The organism is Gemmatimonadaceae bacterium, from assembly GCA_040882285.1.
Lineage (GTDB): Bacteria > Gemmatimonadota > Gemmatimonadetes > Gemmatimonadales > Gemmatimonadaceae > JACDCY01.
The window spans coordinates 42901-59470 of sequence record JBBEBQ010000011.1; the positions used below are offsets into that span (position 1 = coordinate 42901).

General features: G+C 67.5%; 12 protein-coding genes. 9 read left to right on the plus strand and 3 right to left on the minus strand.

The genetic code is table 11. The features are described from left to right. Positions 1-6 precede the first annotated feature (6 nt). Positions 7-1389: a sigma-54 dependent transcriptional regulator gene (locus tag WEA80_07815; protein MEX1186482.1), complete on the minus strand. Its 1383-nt coding sequence runs from the start codon at positions 1387-1389 to the stop codon at positions 7-9. Next, positions 1382-2725, minus strand: a complete 1344-nt coding sequence (locus WEA80_07820; GenBank protein ID MEX1186483.1) for an ATP-binding protein — start codon at positions 2723-2725, stop codon at positions 1382-1384. Before WEA80_07820 ends, WEA80_07815 begins: the two co-directional genes overlap by 8 nt. Before the next feature lie 210 nt (positions 2726-2935). Between WEA80_07820 and WEA80_07825 the strand changes: the two genes are divergently transcribed. The 9 genes from WEA80_07825 to WEA80_07865 all read left to right on the plus strand — a co-directional run bounded on the left by WEA80_07825 (position 2936) and on the right by WEA80_07865 (position 14201). Then, positions 2936-4270 (plus strand): hemolysin family protein, encoded by a 1335-nt coding sequence (locus WEA80_07825; protein MEX1186484.1) that lies wholly within the window; start codon positions 2936-2938, stop codon positions 4268-4270. Between the two features lie 180 nt (positions 4271-4450). Then, a complete protein-coding gene (locus WEA80_07830) occupies positions 4451-6112 on the plus strand; it encodes a GspE/PulE family protein (protein MEX1186485.1) in 1662 nt (553 codons plus the stop codon). Between the two features lie 10 nt (positions 6113-6122). Further along, positions 6123-7520: a type II secretion system F family protein gene (locus WEA80_07835; protein MEX1186486.1), complete on the plus strand. Its 1398-nt coding sequence runs from the start codon at positions 6123-6125 to the stop codon at positions 7518-7520. A 1314-nt stretch (positions 7521-8834) separates the two neighbouring features. Beyond that, positions 8835-9431, plus strand: a complete 597-nt coding sequence (locus WEA80_07840; GenBank protein ID MEX1186487.1) for a hypothetical protein — start codon at positions 8835-8837, stop codon at positions 9429-9431. Between the two features lie 70 nt (positions 9432-9501). Continuing rightward, positions 9502-9915 carry a hypothetical protein gene (locus WEA80_07845; protein ID MEX1186488.1) on the plus strand — a complete coding sequence of 138 codons (414 nt, stop codon included), beginning with the start codon at positions 9502-9504 and terminating at the stop codon, positions 9913-9915. A 43-nt stretch (positions 9916-9958) separates the two neighbouring features. Next, positions 9959-11611 carry a secretin N-terminal domain-containing protein gene (locus WEA80_07850; protein MEX1186489.1) on the plus strand — a complete coding sequence of 551 codons (1653 nt, stop codon included), beginning with the start codon at positions 9959-9961 and terminating at the stop codon, positions 11609-11611. A 3-nt stretch (positions 11612-11614) separates the two neighbouring features. Continuing rightward, positions 11615-12577 (plus strand): AAA family ATPase, encoded by a 963-nt coding sequence (locus tag WEA80_07855; GenBank protein MEX1186490.1) that lies wholly within the window; start codon positions 11615-11617, stop codon positions 12575-12577. Next, positions 12574-13698 (plus strand): tetratricopeptide repeat protein, encoded by a 1125-nt coding sequence (locus WEA80_07860; GenBank protein MEX1186491.1) that lies wholly within the window; start codon positions 12574-12576, stop codon positions 13696-13698. The genes WEA80_07855 and WEA80_07860 overlap by 4 nt, the downstream gene beginning before the upstream one ends. After that, a complete protein-coding gene (locus tag WEA80_07865; GenBank protein MEX1186492.1) occupies positions 13695-14201 on the plus strand; it encodes a hypothetical protein in 507 nt (168 codons plus the stop codon). Before WEA80_07860 ends, WEA80_07865 begins: the two co-directional genes overlap by 4 nt. Here WEA80_07865 and WEA80_07870 read toward each other — a convergent pair. Next, complete coding sequence (locus WEA80_07870) at positions 14188-16488, minus strand: O-antigen ligase family protein (protein ID MEX1186493.1); 2301 nt, start codon at positions 16486-16488, stop codon at positions 14188-14190. The genes WEA80_07865 and WEA80_07870 overlap by 14 nt on opposite strands. Between the last annotated feature and the right edge of the window lie 82 nt (positions 16489-16570).

Consider the following 16570-nt stretch of genomic DNA (forward strand, 5'->3'; position numbering starts at 1 on the left):
CGCGCCCTACTGCGGTCCCACATCCTCCGCACTTCCCCCGTAGCGCGCGAGCTTCCGGTACAGCGTCGACGGATCGATGCCTAGGGCTTCCGACGCGCGCGTCTTGTTCCCGCCTTCCTGCTGCAGCACCCAGGTGATGTAGGCCCGCTCGATCACCTCGAGGGTGGGGTTGACCGCCTGGCGGTCGGCGACCAGCGGCTCGGAGCGCCGCTCCACGATCCGCTCCGGCAGCGCCCGCACTTCTATGATGTCGCCCTTGGTCAGCAGCGCGGCGCGCTCCAGCGCGTTCTCCAGCTCGCGCACGTTACCAGGCCACTGGTAGGACTGGAGGACTTCGACCGCGTCGGCGTCCAGCGTCTTCTGCGGTTCGCCGTTGGCCTCCGCGGTCCGCCGCAGGAACAGCTCGGCCAGCACGGGAATGTCCTCCCGCCGCTGGCGCAACGGCGGCAGGTGGATCGCTATCACGTTCAGGCGATAGAACAGATCCGTGCGGAATGTCCCGCGCCGGATCTCTTCTTCCAGATCGCGATTCGTCGCCGCGATCAGCCGGGTGTTGATCGGAACGGCTTCCGTCGCGCCCACGGGTATGACTTCCCGGTGCTGCAGCACGCGCAGCAGCTTCACCTGCGTGGCGGGCGTCGTCTCGCCGATCTCGTCGAGGAAGAACGTTCCCGCGCCGGCGGCCGTGAAGAGGCCCTGCTTGTCGCGGACCGCGCCGGTGAACGAGCCCCGCACGTGACCGAATAGCTCGCTCTCGAGAAGGCTCTCCGGCAGCGCGCCGCAGTTGATCGACAGGAAGGGGCCGTGCGCCCGGGCGGAAAGCTCGTGCAGATAGCGCGCGACCACTTCCTTACCCGTGCCGGATTCCCCCTGGAGCAGCACGGTCGATTCGGTGGGCGCCACCGTCTCGGCGACCTTCAGCACCTCGAGCCAGGCCGAGCTGGTGCCGGCGGGACGGCCGGTGTGCTCGCGCCGCCGGATCTCCGCCTTGAGCGTTCGATTCTCCGCGCGCAGCCGCCGGTGCTCCGACGCGCGCCGCACTATCGCCAGCAGCTGCTCGTTCGGGAACGGCTTCTCCAGGAAATAGAACGCGCCGTCGTTCACGGCCTGCACCGCCGCCGGCACCGTGGCTTGCGCCGTCATCAGGATCACGGGCATCTCCGTGTCCAGGCTGCGCGCGGCCGTGAGCACGTCGAGCCCGCTCATCGTAGGCATGCGGATGTCGCTGATGACTATGTCGGGACGCAGCGCAGCCATGCGGCTGATGCCCTCGTTGCCGTCGGTGGCGGTGTGAGCCGCGTACCCTTCCTTGCGGAGAAGGATCTCCATCGTCTCGACGATCGCGGGCTCGTCGTCGATTACGAGGACCGAGATCGGGTTCTCAGACATTGCTGACTCCGTTGGGACTCTTGGTGGATCGCGGAAGGAGAACGGTGAAGCGCGAGCCGCGGGCGGTGCTGTCGACGAGCACGAGACCCTTGTGCGCGGTCACCGCGCGCTGGACCACGGCGAGGCCGAGGCCGGTTCCGCCCCGCTTGGTGCTGACGAAGGGATCGAACATCCGCTTGCGGATGTCCTCCGGAACCCCTCCGCCTTCGTCGCTGATGCGGATCGCGAGTCCGCCGGCCAGAAAAGGCGCGCCGTCTATCGGTGTCTGGCGCGGGGACAGCTCCGCCGCCTCCACGAAGATGTTCCCGCCCGGCGGCGACGCCTGAATCGCGTTCAGCAGCAGGTTGAACAGCGCGCGATGCAACAGATCGGAATCGCCCTCGATCATCACGGGAGTGCGCGGAAGATTCCGGGTGATGCGGACGTCGGCCGGCTTGTCGGGATGGTTCTCCGCCAGCGCGATCGCACCCCCGGTGATTTCGATCGCGTCGATCGGCGCCCAGCGCGCGGCGTCGAGCCGCGCGAAATCGATGAAGTCGGAGAGGAGGCGCGAGAGCCGGTCCGACTCGCGCTGCACCAGCGCGCTGAGCGCCCGCTCGTCGGCGCTGGCGCGGGGCGAATCGCTCAGCTGTTCGACCGCGCTGCGAATGGCCGAGAGCGGATTCCTGATCTCGTGCGCCAGCGACGCGCTCAGCTCCGCCACGGCCTCGAGCCTCCGCGCGCGCGTCCGAAGCTCGTCGAGATCCGCCTTCTGCAGGCGGAACTCGGCGAGCTCGGCCGCGAGCGCTTCCTGCCCGCTGCTCTGCTCGCGCAGCTTCGCGCTGACGTAGCCGCAGCCCGCCGCGACGGCGGCGAACACGCCCACGCGCAGCCAGAATCTCAGATCGCGCTCACCGCCCGGCGTCATGACCGCGAGGGCGACGTATATCGCGATGCCGAGAGCCGCGATGAGAACGACTCCGCGAGCGTTCAGGAGGAGGGCCGCTTCCGCGGTGACCAGGATGTACAGGGCCGCGAAGCCGGAGCCGATTCCGCCGGTCACATGCACGACCGCCGTGACCAGCGCGACGTCGAACAGCGCCTGCAGGTAGAGGAATGTCCGCCCGGCTGGCCGCTTGTAGACCTCGGTGTAAATCAGCGAGACGGCCGTGAAGGTCATGGCGGTCACGAGCGCCAGCGACGAGAGGAGCGTGGAGGACCCTTCGGTCGTGAGCCACACGAACACGGCCGCGAGGTAGATCGCGGCAGCCAGCGACAGGCGCGCCACATGGACGCCCCGGAGGATGCGGCGCGCGTTCAGCGGTGCTGCGAAAGGCTCACGGACTACCGTTTGCACCGGTCGCTCTGGATGTGAGACAATGGGTTGTGGGCGTGTTTGTGACTGTTGGGCACGATTCAGCGGTCGAAAAGCGCTCCGTCCCTTGCAAAATGCAAGACCGTGGGAGCCCCGTCAAATGCCCTCCGGGCCTTAGATTTGGGCACGGCGGGTGCGTCTTGCACGGTTTTTTGCTCGAACATCCCCGCTCTTTCCGACGAAGGAGTCTTGGTGGAGTCACTACAAGTCAGTGGCGGCGATGTAGCGCTGCGGCTGATCGCTGTCATACTGCTGGTTTTTGCCAACGCTTTTTTTGTCGCGGCCGAGTTCGCTCTGGTCGCTGCCAGGCGCAGCCGCATCGATCAGATGGCTGCCGGGGGCGACTCGGCGGCGAAGGTGGTGCAGAAGGCCCTGACCCACCTGGACCGGTACATCTCCGGGACCCAGCTCGGGATCACCATGGCCTCGCTCGGGCTCGGCTGGATCGGCGAGCCGGCGATGGCGCTGCTGTTCGCCTGGGTCCTCGGCTTCTTCGGGTACGTCGCATCGCCGGCCGCGCTGCACGGCACCGCGATGTTCTTCACCGCCTTCTTCATCATCACCTTTCTGCACGTGGTGCTCGGGGAGCTGGCGCCGAAGTCCATCGCGCTCACGATGCCGGAGAAGGTGGCCAAGGTCGTCACCGCTCCGCTGGTGCTGTTCTCCCGGCTGATGATGCCGCTGATCTACGTGTTCAACGGGGCCGCCAACCTGGTCCTGAAGCTGTTCGGCGTCACGCCCGTGTCGGAGCTGCATTCGATCCACTCGCCGGAAGAGCTGCGGCTGCTGGTCATTCAGTCGCACGCGCACGGCGTGCTGGACGAATCCGACCGCGCGATGCTCGCGGGCGTGTTCGACTTTCATAACAAGGCCGCGGTGGACGTGATGCGGCCGCGGACCGAGATCGTGGCGCTCGACATCACGGCTACCACCGAGGAGGTCCGGGAGACTATCCGCACCGAGCGGTACTCGCGCTACCCGGTGTACCGCGAGTCGCTGGACGACGTGGTGGGAGTCTTCCTGGCCAAGGACCTCTGGCTGCATCCGCCCGGCGAGGAGTTCTCGCTGGAAGCGTCGCTGCGGGAAGCGTTGTACATCCCCGACAGCCGCCCGGCGGAGCGCGTGCTGGAGGACCTGCGCCGGACGCGGGCGCACATGGCGGTCGTGCTCGACGAGTACGGCGGCACCGCCGGAATCGTCACGATGGAGGACCTGATCGAGGAGGTCATCGGCGACATCTCCGACGAGTACGACCTGGCCGCGCGCGACTCGTTCGAGGAGGGCGGCGTGCTCGAGCTGGCGGGCTCGTTGTCGCTCATCGACGTGCGCTCGGACCACAAGCTCGACATTCCCGAGGGCGAGTACTCCACGCTGGGCGGGTACGCGTTCGCGAAGCTCGGCCGCCTCCCGCGCGTCGGCGATCGCGTGGCTTTCCCGGAGGGAGAGCTGGAGATCGTGGCGATGGACGGCAGGCGCGTGGCGGGGTTGCGAGTGCACCGAGGGGGGCAGCTAGCAGCTAGCAGCTAGCAGCGGGACCTGGTGTCTCACGCAGGCGCGTCTTAGCGAGCGCAGTTGCTCGCGTAGCGCCGAAGTGAGATACCGGGTTCCGCTGCCCGCTGGGGGCGGCCCTTTCTATAGAGCAAAATTCTTGTTGCGCATCGCGGCTCTACGCCGTTTCTTTGACAGCGCAATCACTCCCGAGCCGCCATGGCGCCACGCGCGCGGATAGGTGAGCGGCTGATCGAAGCCGGCCTCATCAACAAACAACAACTCGAGAAGGGCCTGCAGGTCCACGCTGCCACCGGTGAGACGCTGGGCAAGACGCTGGTCAAGCTCGGCTATCTGGACGACGATTCGCTCGTGCGCACGCTGTGCGCGGACGCGGGCATCCCGTACGTCACGATGCAGGATGTCACGCTGGATCCGGCGGCCGTCGCGTCGCTGCCCGGCAACATCGCGACCAAGTACGCCGCCCTCCCGCTGCGGGACGACAACGGCCGGCTGCTCGTCGCCATGGCGGATCCGTTTCAGATCGAGGCGGTCACCGCCGTCGAGCGCGCCGCGCGGCGTCCCATCCGTGTCGTGGCCGCGCGGCGCGACAGCATCACCGCGATGATCGCGCGCGCGTACGACGGCAAGCCGATCGTCGCGCCGCCGCCGGCAGCGCGGCCGCAGCAGCCGGCATACGCCCCCGCGCCGATCCAGGTCATCGAGCAGGACGTGGGTGGCGACACGGTGAACGCAGCGGCGCTCGCGGAAGGGATCATCAAGCGTGGCGTCGAGCTGGGCGCGACCGACGTGCACATCGAGCCCATCGAGCACGAAACCCGGATCCGCTACCGGGTGGACGGGCTGCTGCAGGACGCGGGCGCGTACCCCAAGAACGTGCAGGCCCCGCTGCTGAGCCGGATCAAGATCATGGCGGGAGTGGACATCGCCGAGACGCGGCTGCCGCAGGACGGCCGGATCCGCACGACCGTGGGCTCGACCGACGTGGACATCCGCGTGTCCACGTATCCGACCATCTACGGCGAAGACGTGGTGCTCCGCATCCTGGACCGCGGGCGCACGGCGCTCAAGCTGGAGGCGCTCGGCATCGCGCCCGACGATCTCGCGCTTTTGCGCCAGGTCATGCAGCGGCCGAACGGCTTGATCCCGGTCACCGGTCCTACCGGATCGGGAAAGACGACCACGCTGTACTCGGTGCTGTCCGAGCTGAATACGAACGAGCGGTGCATCATCACTCTCGAGGATCCCGTGGAGTACGAGCTGGCGACGGTACGGCAGTCGCAGATCAACGTGCGCGCGGGACTCACGTTCTCCTCCGGCCTGCGCTCCATCCTGCGGCACGATCCGGACATCATTCTCGTCGGCGAGATCCGCGACAAGGACACGCTGCAGATAGCGCTCAGTGCCGCGCTCACCGGCCACCTCGTGCTCACCACCTTGCACACGACGACCGCCGCGGGGGCCATCCCGCGGCTGATCGACATGGGGGCGGAGCCGTTCGTGCTGGCGTCCTCGATGCAGCTCGTGATCTCCCAGCGGCTCGTGCGCGTGCTGTGCGACAAGTGCAAGACGGTGATCGAAGTGCCCGAGGTGGTTCGCCAGCGGCACGGGCTGGACGACGAGCCGCTCTGGGGACCGAAGGGATGCGTCAACTGCCGGCAGACCGGCTATCGCGGCCGGATCGGCATCTTCGAGTTCCTGCCGGTGGACGACAACCTCTCGAGCGTGATCTACGAGCGCAGGCCCGCGGAAGAGATCCACCGCGTGTCGGGCCGCCCGACGATGTTCGACGACGGAATCGCCAAGGTCAAAGCCGGCGTGACCAGTCTGGACGAGCTGATCCGCGTGATCGCGGCCTAGGGAACCGACGTTGCCGCATTTCTGGTACGAAGCCCTGACCTCGACCGGCCAGGTCGAGAAGGCAACGATGGCGGCGACGAGCGAGGAGGATCTCGCCGAGCGCCTCCGGGAGAACGGCGCGTATCTCGTGCGCAGCCGTCCCGCGGAAAAGCCGGCGCCGGCCAGGAAGGCGGACGGCAAGGTGCCGCGCAAGCAGCTGCTCGCGCTCATCGAGTACATGGCCGGATCCGCGCAAGTCGGCTTGCCGATCATGACGACGCTGACCGACGTCGAGCCCCGGCTGGAATCCAAGCTGTTGCGGAAGATCGTCGCGGAGATGCGCGACACGATGTCGCTCGAGGGAAAGAGCCTCTCGGAGGCGATGCGCGAGCACCCGAAGGCCTTCGATTCGTTCTACGTGAGCACCGTCGAGGCGGGCGAGGCGAGCGGACAGCTCGACTTCGTCCTGGAACAGCTCGTGAAGCACCTGGACTGGCAGGAAGCCCTCGGATCGCAGATCCGGCAAGCCGTCACGTATCCGATCATCATCGTGGTGGCGATCATCGGCCTGCTGCTCGTGCTCGTGGGATTCGTCTTTCCGCGTCTGATTCCGATTCTTACCTCGCGAGCCGTGGAGCTTCCGCTCGCTACGAGGCTCGTCATCGGCGCGTCCGAGGTCATCCGCGACTTCTGGCTGGTCGGAGTGGCGGCGGCGGTCGGCGCGGCGCTGCTTCTCGCGGTCGCGCGCCGGCAGGAGGACATCGCGACCGCGATCGACGCGGCGGTGCTGCGCGTGCCTCTCTTCGGCGAGCTCATCCTCCAGATCAACATGGCCCGGCTCGTCACGTACCTCTCGCTCTTTTACAGGACCGGATTAGACATCATCCTGTCGCTCAAGCTGACCGCCAATATGGTGCGGAACCGGGCTATCGCGCGCGCGATCGACGGCGTGCGCGAGGGAGTCACCGGCGGCGAGTCCCTCGGCATCGCGTTCGGAGCGTCGCCGCTGTTCCCACCCATAGTGCTGCGGAGCATCACGCTCGGGGAGGTCACCGGCCACCTGGACGACGCCCTCCAGCGCACGTCTGTCTACTACGAGCGTGAAGTACCCGCCGCGGTGAAGCGGATGGTCACGGGATTGCAGCCGCTGCTCATCGTGTTCATGGGGGGGGGGTTCTGCTCGTTGCGCTCGCGATCATCCTCCCCATCCTCGGCATCTACGATTCCATCGGCCGGCGATGAACAAGCCTTCCGCGCGGCGGTTCGGAGCGCTGATAGGTCCCGATCGCGTGTACGTGATCGAGTATGTGCGGCAGGCCGCCGGCGTCGAGATCATGAACCACATGAGCGTCGCGCGCAGCATGCCGAGCGTCGAGGAAGCGAGCGATGCCCTCGTGGAGCTGATCCGGCCGGCGGCGGGACGGGATAAAGCTCAGGTCACCGCGGCCATTCGTGGATTCGGCATTTCCTACCAGCTCTTGACGCTGCCGCCCGCGGGCGCTGACGTGCTCGCGCCGATCATCGATCGCGAGATGCGGAGAATGTTTCCCGACATCGAGGACCCGCTCGTCGGCTTCGCGCTGGGCGGTAGCATCGATCGCCGCACGGGACGGCCCGCGCCGGCGGCAGCGAAGAAGGGGATGCCTGAGCGGCGCAGCACCGCCACCGGCGAGAGTCTCCCGCTTGCGATATTCGCGGCCGCGGCGCCGCGGCATGTCGTGAGCACCGTCGCCGCGACGCTCGAACGCGCGGGGATCCGGCTGGAGCACCTGACCGTCGTGCCGCAGGCGATGGCGCGGCTGTGTCGAGAGGTTAACGGCTCGCCGCAGCCGGCCGCGCTGGCGATCATGCTGCAGGGGTCGCCGGTCATCGGAGTGTTTCAGGGCGGCGACGTGCGGTTCATATCAGAGCCGCCGACCTTCGAGGAGGGTCTGTCCTCAGTCGACGTTCAGACCGTGATCGACCAGGTAGGCCGTGCCCGCATGTACATGCGACAACACTTCCGGGGCGCGGACATCGGCAGGATCTTCGTCGCGGCCGATCCCGCCGACCACTCGCACGTGGACGCGGTGCTCAACGCCGCCCTGAACATGGAGGTTGTGCCGTTGGCGCCAGCCGTGGGGCCGGCGGCGGCGATCGCCGCGCTGGGCAGCATCCTCAATGCGGAATCGAATCCCGAGATGGTCTTTTACCCGTCGCCCGGGGACGTCAGCCGGGATGCGGCCAGGCGGCGAGCCCGCAGCCTGACGATGGCCGCGGGCGCGGTGTGCGCGCTCGCGATCATGACGGCGGCGTTCTCGTCGGTGGCGGCCACGCGGGCCGCGGGCGAGCTGCGGACGGAGCGCGCCGCCGCCGACGCGCGGATGGCGAGCATCGCGCCGGCCATGGACGTGATCGCCGAGCGGCGCGCGAACATGGAACGCATTGCCGCGACTCAGGAGCACTATGCCAGCCGACAGCAACTCGCGCGGCTGATCAACGGCATCCGCCTGGCTCAGCCGTTGAACGTCGGCCTGAGCAGCGCGAGCTTGACGCGCACGAGCGAAGGCTGGAGGGTGGACCTCGCCGGAACCGCCGTGGGATCTACCGGCGCGGACGTGCTGGAGGGCGTCGCCGACTTCTCGCGTGAGCTACCGGCGAGAATCCCGCTCCAGTCCTTCAACATGAGCGCGTTCGAGTACGGTTCCGGCGAGGGCGAGATGTCCGGCAGCTTTCGAATCAGCTTCACCGTGGCGGCCGTTCCATGAAAGACCTGAAGCTCGCGGACGTGGGCGCGTACCTCTCCAGAAATCGCCACGCGGCCAGGCTGCTCGGCGTGACCACACTCGTCGTGGCGATGTCCGCGTGGACGTCGTGTTCCGCGCTGCGCACGACCAAGGAGGCGCGCGCAGCGACTTGGGAGGCCGCCGCCATCGGTGAAACGGCGACACGGTTTTCCCGACAGTTCGTCCCCGCGACCATCGGAGAAACCGAGGAATGGGCGCGCACGACCGAGGAAGCCGCCGCTTTCGGAGCGCCGGAAGCCACGAAGGTGTCGCTGGCGCAGACCGTATCGCGCATCGCGGAAGTCGCCGGCATGTCAACGGTGAAGGCGAGCTTCATTCCGCCCGACTCCGTCGGCCTGGCCGATACCCGCAGGATGGGCGATCTCACGTTCGAGCCGGGCACGTTCGGCCTGCGGCTCGAGGCCAACGGGACGGTGCCGGCCCTGGCGCGCGTGATACTGCGGCTTCCGCCGGCAACGGAGATCACATCGCTTTCCATTTCCGGCCACACCGACCAACTGAAGGCAACTTTTCATCTCGCGGTGTATCACCCTGCCGGAGGGCCGCAAAATTAAGGGCGACAGTTCGGACCATTCCAATTACATTTGGCTCGCCATCGCGGCGGGGGTGATCGTTGCGTTCGGGGTGGCCTGGCGCACAAACGCCGCGGCTGCCGCGGTCGTACGCGCGCCGAAGAGCTACATCGCTCCGTCCGCGCTCGATTCGCTGGGGCGGTACCTGCGGCCGATCGCGCTCACGCCGGCGCGCGGGCAGGGCCAGGCCGCCGAGCTGTTCGTGCGGGACGACTACTACGCGCAGCCCGCGCCGCGGGAGCGGAATTCCGGCGGGTCGTCCGCGCCGGCGGGTCCGGCACGGCCGCGATGGGTTGTGAGCGCGATTCTGCTGACGGACGCTCAGCGCATGGCGGTGGTCAACGATTCTGTCGTGGTCGTGGGCTCCACGCTGCCGGGCGGCGCGCGGATCTTGGAGATCCAATCGGATCGGGTGGTGTTGCAGGAGTCTGGTGGTGTTCGGAGAGTCATCTCCTTGAATAGGTGAGGCAGTGATGCTTGGGATCAGCTCGACCGGAACGGAACGAGCGTTGAGGTTCTCGATCGCGTTCGCGGCGATCGTTCTGGCGGCGAACGCGTGTGCCAGCGCGCCGCGCGCGACGGAGGGCACGCGCACCGCCGCAGACGTCGCCGACGTTGCCGGCGCGAACGACCGGGTCGACGCCTTGCCCGCGCTCCCCGTTGCGCAGGTCGCGGAGGGCGGCCGGTCCGCGCCCCGGATCCAGCGGTTCGATGCCGTGGAGCAGGATCTTCGCACGGCGCTTCGCGGACTGGCGCAGAGCTTCGGCCTCGGTCTCGAGATCGACCCCGACGTGCACGGGCTGGTGAACACGCGGCTGGAAAACGTCACGCTCGACGAAGCGCTGGCGAGTCTCCTCGCGCGGCATTCGTACGCGTATCAGATCCAGGGCGGAGTGCTGCGTGTCACAGGTTCGCGCATGCAGTCGAAGACCTTTTCGCTGGACTACGTGTCGCTGAGCCGGATCTCCGCCACGCAGACGGTGGTGACCAGCGGACTCAGCACGGGCGGAGTCGGCGGCCAGCAACTTGGCGGCCAGCAACTTGGCGGGCAGCAGCTCGGGGGACAGCAGGTCGGCGGAGGTGGAGGCGGCTCGCAGATCTCCAGCACCACCGCGGCGAATCTTTGGCAGGACGTCCGCATCGCGTTGGAAGCGCTCGTGTTTTATGACATCACGTCCGACAGTGCGCGCCAGATCGTGTCGGCGGCGACGGCCGAAGGCACGACCGGGATCGCTCCGATAAATGCGGCGAGCTCAGTGCTCGGTATCGCCGCCGGCGCGCCGGGCGCGACGGCAAAGACGTCGGGCGATGGCCGCCGGCTCATCATCAATCCGCTCGCGGGTAGCATCTTCGTCACGGCCCCACCCTCCACTCTCGATCTGGTCGAGTCGTACATCGCCTCATTCCAGGCGTCGGTCCAGCGACAGGTCCTCGTCGAGGCGAAGATCGTTCGCGTATCGCTGAACAGGGAGTTCCGGTTCGGCATCAACTGGCAGCTCTTGACGAGCAAGGCCCGGCTCAACATCGGCGCGCCGGTCTCGCAGACGAACACGTTTTCCATCACTCTCGGTGGCGGAACGTCGCAGGTCAGCATCGCCCTCGAAGCGCTCGAGAGTCAGGGTGAAGTGGCGGTGCTCTCGAGCCCCATGATCACCGCGCTGAACAACCAGATGGCTGTCTTCGATGCCACCAGTGCGGAAGTCTTCTTCGCAGTGACACAAACACCGGTAGTAGGCACCGGCGGCTCGGTAGTGCTCACTTCTCAGGTGCAGCCGCAGCAAGTATCGGTCGGGATCGTATTGAACGTGCTGGCCCAGATAGGAGCCGACAACGTCATCACGATGCAGATTCGTCCGCAGCTCAGCGAAGTGTCACGCGTAGAAGAGTTCATCACGCCGGAGGGCGGGAGGATCACCGCGCCCGTCATTACGCGGCGCGAAACCGACACGATGGCGCGAGTGCGCGGCGGCGAGACGATAGTGATCGGCGGGTTGACCCAGACGAGACGCGACCGCACGCGGACCGGCGTTCCCGGGCTCAGCCGCGTCCCCGGCATAGGCGGGCTGTTCGGCGGGCGGTCGGACGTCGAGGAGAAGGACGAGCTCGTGATCTTCCTTACCCCCACGATCATCGTGGGAGCCCAGCAAACCGCCGGCCGATAGAGGATGTACGAGCAGTTCTATGGTCTCACCGAGCGCCCGTTCTCACTCACGCCGAGCCCGCGGTACGTCTTCTATTCGGACCGATACAGAACGGCGCTGGACGAGCTCACCTACGGCATAGACCGCAAAGAGGGGTTCATGCTCCTCACCGGCCTGCCCGGGACCGGCAAGACCACGCTGTCGCGCGACCTGCTGGAGAAGCTGGACCCCGACAAGCACCGCTCGGCGCTGATCTTCAACCCGTTCCTGAACGGGCCCGAGATGCTGCAGGCGCTGCTCACCGAGTTCGGCGTCGAGTACCAGGATAACGCGCCGCGCAACGAGCTGTTGAGCAGGCTCAACAAGTTCTTCCTCGAGCAGCTGGCCGCGGGCCGGACGTGCGTGGCGATCTTCGACGAAGCGCAGCACCTCTCTTCGGAATTCCTCGAGCAGATCCGCGTCCTGTCGAATCTCGAGACCGCCGATGAGAAGCTCATCCAGATAGTGCTCGTAGGCCAGCCCGAGCTGAGCCAGCGGCTCAAGATGCCGGGGATGGCGCAGCTCAGCCAGCGAGTTTCCGTGCGCTCGGCGCTCACGTTCCTCAACCTCGACGAGACGAAGCGGTACATCTATCACCGGCTCAACGTCGCCGGCGCGCGCGGCCGCCTCGAGTTCACCGGGCCCGCGATCAGCGCGATCTACAAGGCGGCGCACGGCATTCCGCGCAGGATCAACGCCATATGCGATCAGGCGCTGCTCGCCGGGTTCGTCTCGCAGACGCAGAAGATCGGCGTCCCCGAGGTGAAGCAGGCCGTCGCGTCGCTGCGCGGCGACGAGGCTGATCCCACTCCCGAGAGAAGGCAGCGGCGGATGAAGCTGATGTTCATCGCCGGGCTGGTGCTGTTTCTGCTCGCCCTGATCGCGGTGTCGCTGCTGGCGCTGCATGGCGCGGGGTTGATCGTCGTGCCGGGGCTGCCACCCATATGAGCCTCATAGCCGATGCCCTCAAGGCCGCGCAAAAGGAGAAGGCGCGGCGCGTCACGCCGCCGGCGCGCGCCCAGCAGCAGCAGGGATATTTCCCGTTCCGCTTTCCAACCCGCGGCTCGGGCGAGCCGATCGTATCGCCGCTCGCCATCGGGCTTGGTGTGGCGACGGCGGCGATCGCGCTGACCGCGCTGGTGGTGATGTTCAGCTCGTCGCGCCGGCCCGACACGCGGTCGCCCGCGCTCGCGCAGTTCCCCGATTCGGCTCCGGCCACGCTGGTGCTCGAGACGCCCGGCGATCCGGGCGGGCTCGCGCTGCTGGACACGACTGCTGAAGATCTCGCGGTGCCGGACGATCTCGAAGAATACGCGGACGAGCCGCCGGCGCGGACGGCCTCGCGCGCTCCCGCGCGCAGAGTGCCGGCGCCGCAGCCGCGGGACGACCTGGGAGACACGGACGACCCGCTGCCGGCGATCGCGGCCAATTCCCCCGTCCGGTCGGGAAGCAGCTCTGGCGGGCGACTGCAGATCACCGTGGACCGCCCGATCCAGGGATCTCAGGGCGGCGGCTTGTTCGAGCAGGGACTCGCGGCGCAACGGCGCGGCGATTACGAGACCGCGAAGAACCGATATCTGCAGGCGACGTACGAGCAGCCGCGCAGTCTCGAGCTGTGGAACAATCTCGGAACGGTTTACCGCTCCCTCAATGACCTGTCGGGCGCCGAGGGAGCATTTCGCACCGCGACCGAAATAGACCGGAGCTTCGCTCCCGCCTGGAACAACCTCGGGCTCGTGCTCGCCCAGCAGGGCCGGGCTCAGGATGCGATGATCGCGCTCCACGAAGCGGTTCGGCTCGATCCTGCCAACTCCGGCGCGAAGGTCAACCTGGCGATCGAGCTGCACAAAGCCGGTGCCGTTGCCGACGCGCGCACGCTGCTGGAGGAAGCCGTTCGCGCGGAGCCGGCGATGGCCGAAGCGCACTACGAGCTTGGCAGGGTGCTGGAGAAGCAGAACGATCGCGGCGCAGCCGCCCGCGAGTACCGGCTCTTTCTCGCTACCGCGGGTGGCCGCTTCCCCGCGCTGGAGCAGGCAGTGCGCAACAGGCTCGCGCGGATGGGGCAGTGAGGGCTCTCGCCGCGGCGTCGGCTCTGGTAGCCCTGGCCTGCGCGCCGACCATCACGCCGCTACCGCGCCCGGGCGCGGAACTGCCGCCGCTGCCGGTCGAGGAGGTGAGCATCATCACCGCTCCCCCGGCGGTCGGCGAACCCGCCGGCGCGCAACCTCGAGTGACGCTCAACGCGTCGCGCGCGGACGTTCGGGTGCTGATTCCGGCGCTGGCGGAGATCGCGGGCTTGAGCGTCGTGATGGACAGCACTGTGCGGGGAACTGTGGCGGTGCGGTTCGAGAATCTGCCGGCTGTGGAGGCCCTACTCGCCGTGATCGACGCGGCCGGGCTGGCGGTGGAGACCGGCATCGAGAAGCCGTGGCCGGAGTCCGTGTTCCATCAGCCGCCGGTGAACGTCAACACCGCTCCCGCCGCGGTGATCAGCGCGCGTTTCGGCGTGAGCGCGAAACTGGCCGAGTGGATCGTGAAGTCGAAGCCGGTGCTGTTCGTCACCGATCCCTGATCCACCGGATCGGACCGCAGTCGGTACCCTCACCTTGCAATGCAGGCGCCGAAGTGAGGGGTGCCAGCCTGGTCAGCGGTGGAAGCGGAGCGCACGCCGCACCGGAGGCGGCTGACAGTGCGGCGGCTTCCGGTCGGTGCGCCGCGTCCAGCGCCCGCTGGGTCAGCGCGATGACTTCGCGGTCGTTTCGCAAGCGTTCGATCTGTGGGCGGCTGACGTGCCAGAGAAAGAACGGACCATGGCGTCTGTACAAGTACGCCGTGCCAAGCTCGGCGGCGGGCTCGTGGTATCCCCACCGGAGCGTTGTCCCGAGGACCTCGGCGATTAGCTCGGGACGCGGCTCGAAGCCGCGCTCCGACGCGCTCTTGAGCCACGCGGCTGCGTCGACGTAGCGCCCGAGCGCGAAGTAGGCCTCACCGATGTACGCGTGAGTCTGGCCGAGCGGCGGATATGCCGCATATGCCCCTTCGAACTCTCGCAGCGCAAGCTGCGGGTACCCGCCGACGAGCAGGACGTTGCCAAGCACGAGTCGAGGCTGCACGCGCCGCGGCGCAAGCTCGACAGCCCGCTGGAAGCTCTCGAGCGCCGGGACGGAATAGCGAGCGTCCCTGTAGTACGAGGCGGCGAGCAACGCGATGCGCCCTTTCTGGATCGCAAGGCGTTCGTTCAGCGGATCGCGTTTGATCTCCTGCTCGACCGCGCGGAACGCCAGCGCGAGTGAGCTGTCCATCGCGGCGGCGGTGCGCGGGTCGGACCGTATGTCGTCGAAATGCGGCTGGAGCCAGCGGAGATAGCTCGAGTACTGCAGGTAAGCGTGATAGGTCGCCGGAGCGGGCGAGCTGAAGACCGCCTGAAAATCCCGGAGTGCCAACCGGACGGGTCGATCGCGTTCCTCCGCATGATGCAAAACGCGGAGGGTGCGGAGTGTTTCGAACGCATGGATGTAGAGCGCGGCCGCAAGCACGAGCCCGCCGGCGCCGAGCACGACGTTGGTCTGCCAGCGCGGCTCGCGGCGCGTCCCGAATTGAAGCAGATGGCTGGATCCTGCGGCGCCGGTGACGAACGCCGCCAGCGCCAGCCAGAGAAAGGTCGAATTGAGATCGAAAAACCAGAAGAAAAGGAAGAACGCGTACGCGGCGAAGAAACCGGCGGCGATCGCCGCGTCACCCGGGTCGAGCTCGTGCCCGGTCCTGCGCTTCGTGACTGCGCGAAAGAGCAGGAGCCAGATGGCGACGAGCGCCGCGAAGCCGAGGACGCCGGCGGACGTGAAGGCATCGAGGTAAGCGTTGTGGGCCCGGTCCCAGCGATCGTCGCTGCCCAGGACGCCGTACATCTCCGGCTGGAAATTCTCGCTCCAGACGAGGTGGTAGTTCTCGGGGCCGTAGCCGAACAGCGGCCGCTGTCGGATTCCGCCGAGCGCGGCCTGCCATTGCGTGACGCGGCTCGGGTCGCCGGTCGCGCTCGTGCCGGCCAGCCTGCTCAGGACAGGGACGCTGGCCGCAGCGGCGCGAGCCGGGGAAGTGCGCGCCAGGAGGGGGAGCATCGCCACGACGAACACGAACGCTCCGGCTGCTGCGGCGCGCATGGGCGTGAGACGGGAAGTCAGCCGCCAGTACACCAGAAAGCCGAAGGCCACTCCCGCCAAGCCGCCAACGAGCGAGCTGCGGTTCGCCGAGAGAACGATGGTAGCTACGAAGAGCGGGACGAGGGCGAAGTACCCGAGCCGGGCGATGCCATGCGAGCGGCGCGCGAGCAACAGCGCCACGGCGACGGTACCCAGCAGGTAAGCCGCGAGGAAGCCCGGGTTCCCCAGTGTCGCGCCCGCGTCCGCACCTTTGAATCCGAGACCGAGGACATCGCCGCGGTACTGGATCAGGGCGAGCAGGGACACGACGGCGCCGACGACGACGACGTTCCGGAAATAGCGCACCCACTCCGTGGAATCGAAGAAGGTGCGCAGCGCGACGTAGTACGCGAGGAAGTGGAGCCAGCTCCATACGCCCCCCATCCTCTCGAAATCTCCGAACACGCTGCGGAGCGGCGACGGGCCGACGATCGCGGCGAGCGTGTTCGCGCCGAGGAAGGCGACGAGTGCCCAGAATATCCAGTCGCGCCGGTCAAGCTTGGTCTCGTGCCGAAGAAGCAGAACTACGAGGACGGCGGTAGCGAGCTCGACGAGAACCCGGAAGTAAACGGCCCGGGTGGTGACGAACGCGAAGTAAAAGCCTGGAATGAGAATCAACGGGACCAGCACGGTGGCATGCAACAACCACCGCGCGACCGCCACCAATCGTAAACTCCTAGCGGACGTTATCGGCACTCATGAGGCCGGCTAATGAAAAAAACGGCCGCCGGACAACCCGGCGGCC

Excerpts from the sequence above, each read along its gene's own strand:
- WEA80_07855 (MEX1186490.1), top strand. The coding sequence starts at position 11,615 with ATGTACGAGCAGTTCTATGGTCTCACCGAGCGCCCGTTCTCACTCACG.
- WEA80_07830 (MEX1186485.1), top strand. The coding sequence starts at position 4,451 with ATGGCGCCACGCGCGCGGATAGGTGAGCGGCTGATCGAAGCCGGCCTC.
- WEA80_07840 (MEX1186487.1), top strand. The coding sequence starts at position 8,835 with ATGAAAGACCTGAAGCTCGCGGACGTGGGCGCGTACCTCTCCAGAAAT.
- WEA80_07860 (MEX1186491.1), top strand. The coding sequence starts at position 12,574 with ATGAGCCTCATAGCCGATGCCCTCAAGGCCGCGCAAAAGGAGAAGGCG.
- WEA80_07815 (MEX1186482.1), bottom strand. The coding sequence starts at position 1,389 with ATGTCTGAGAACCCGATCTCGGTCCTCGTAATCGACGACGAGCCCGCG.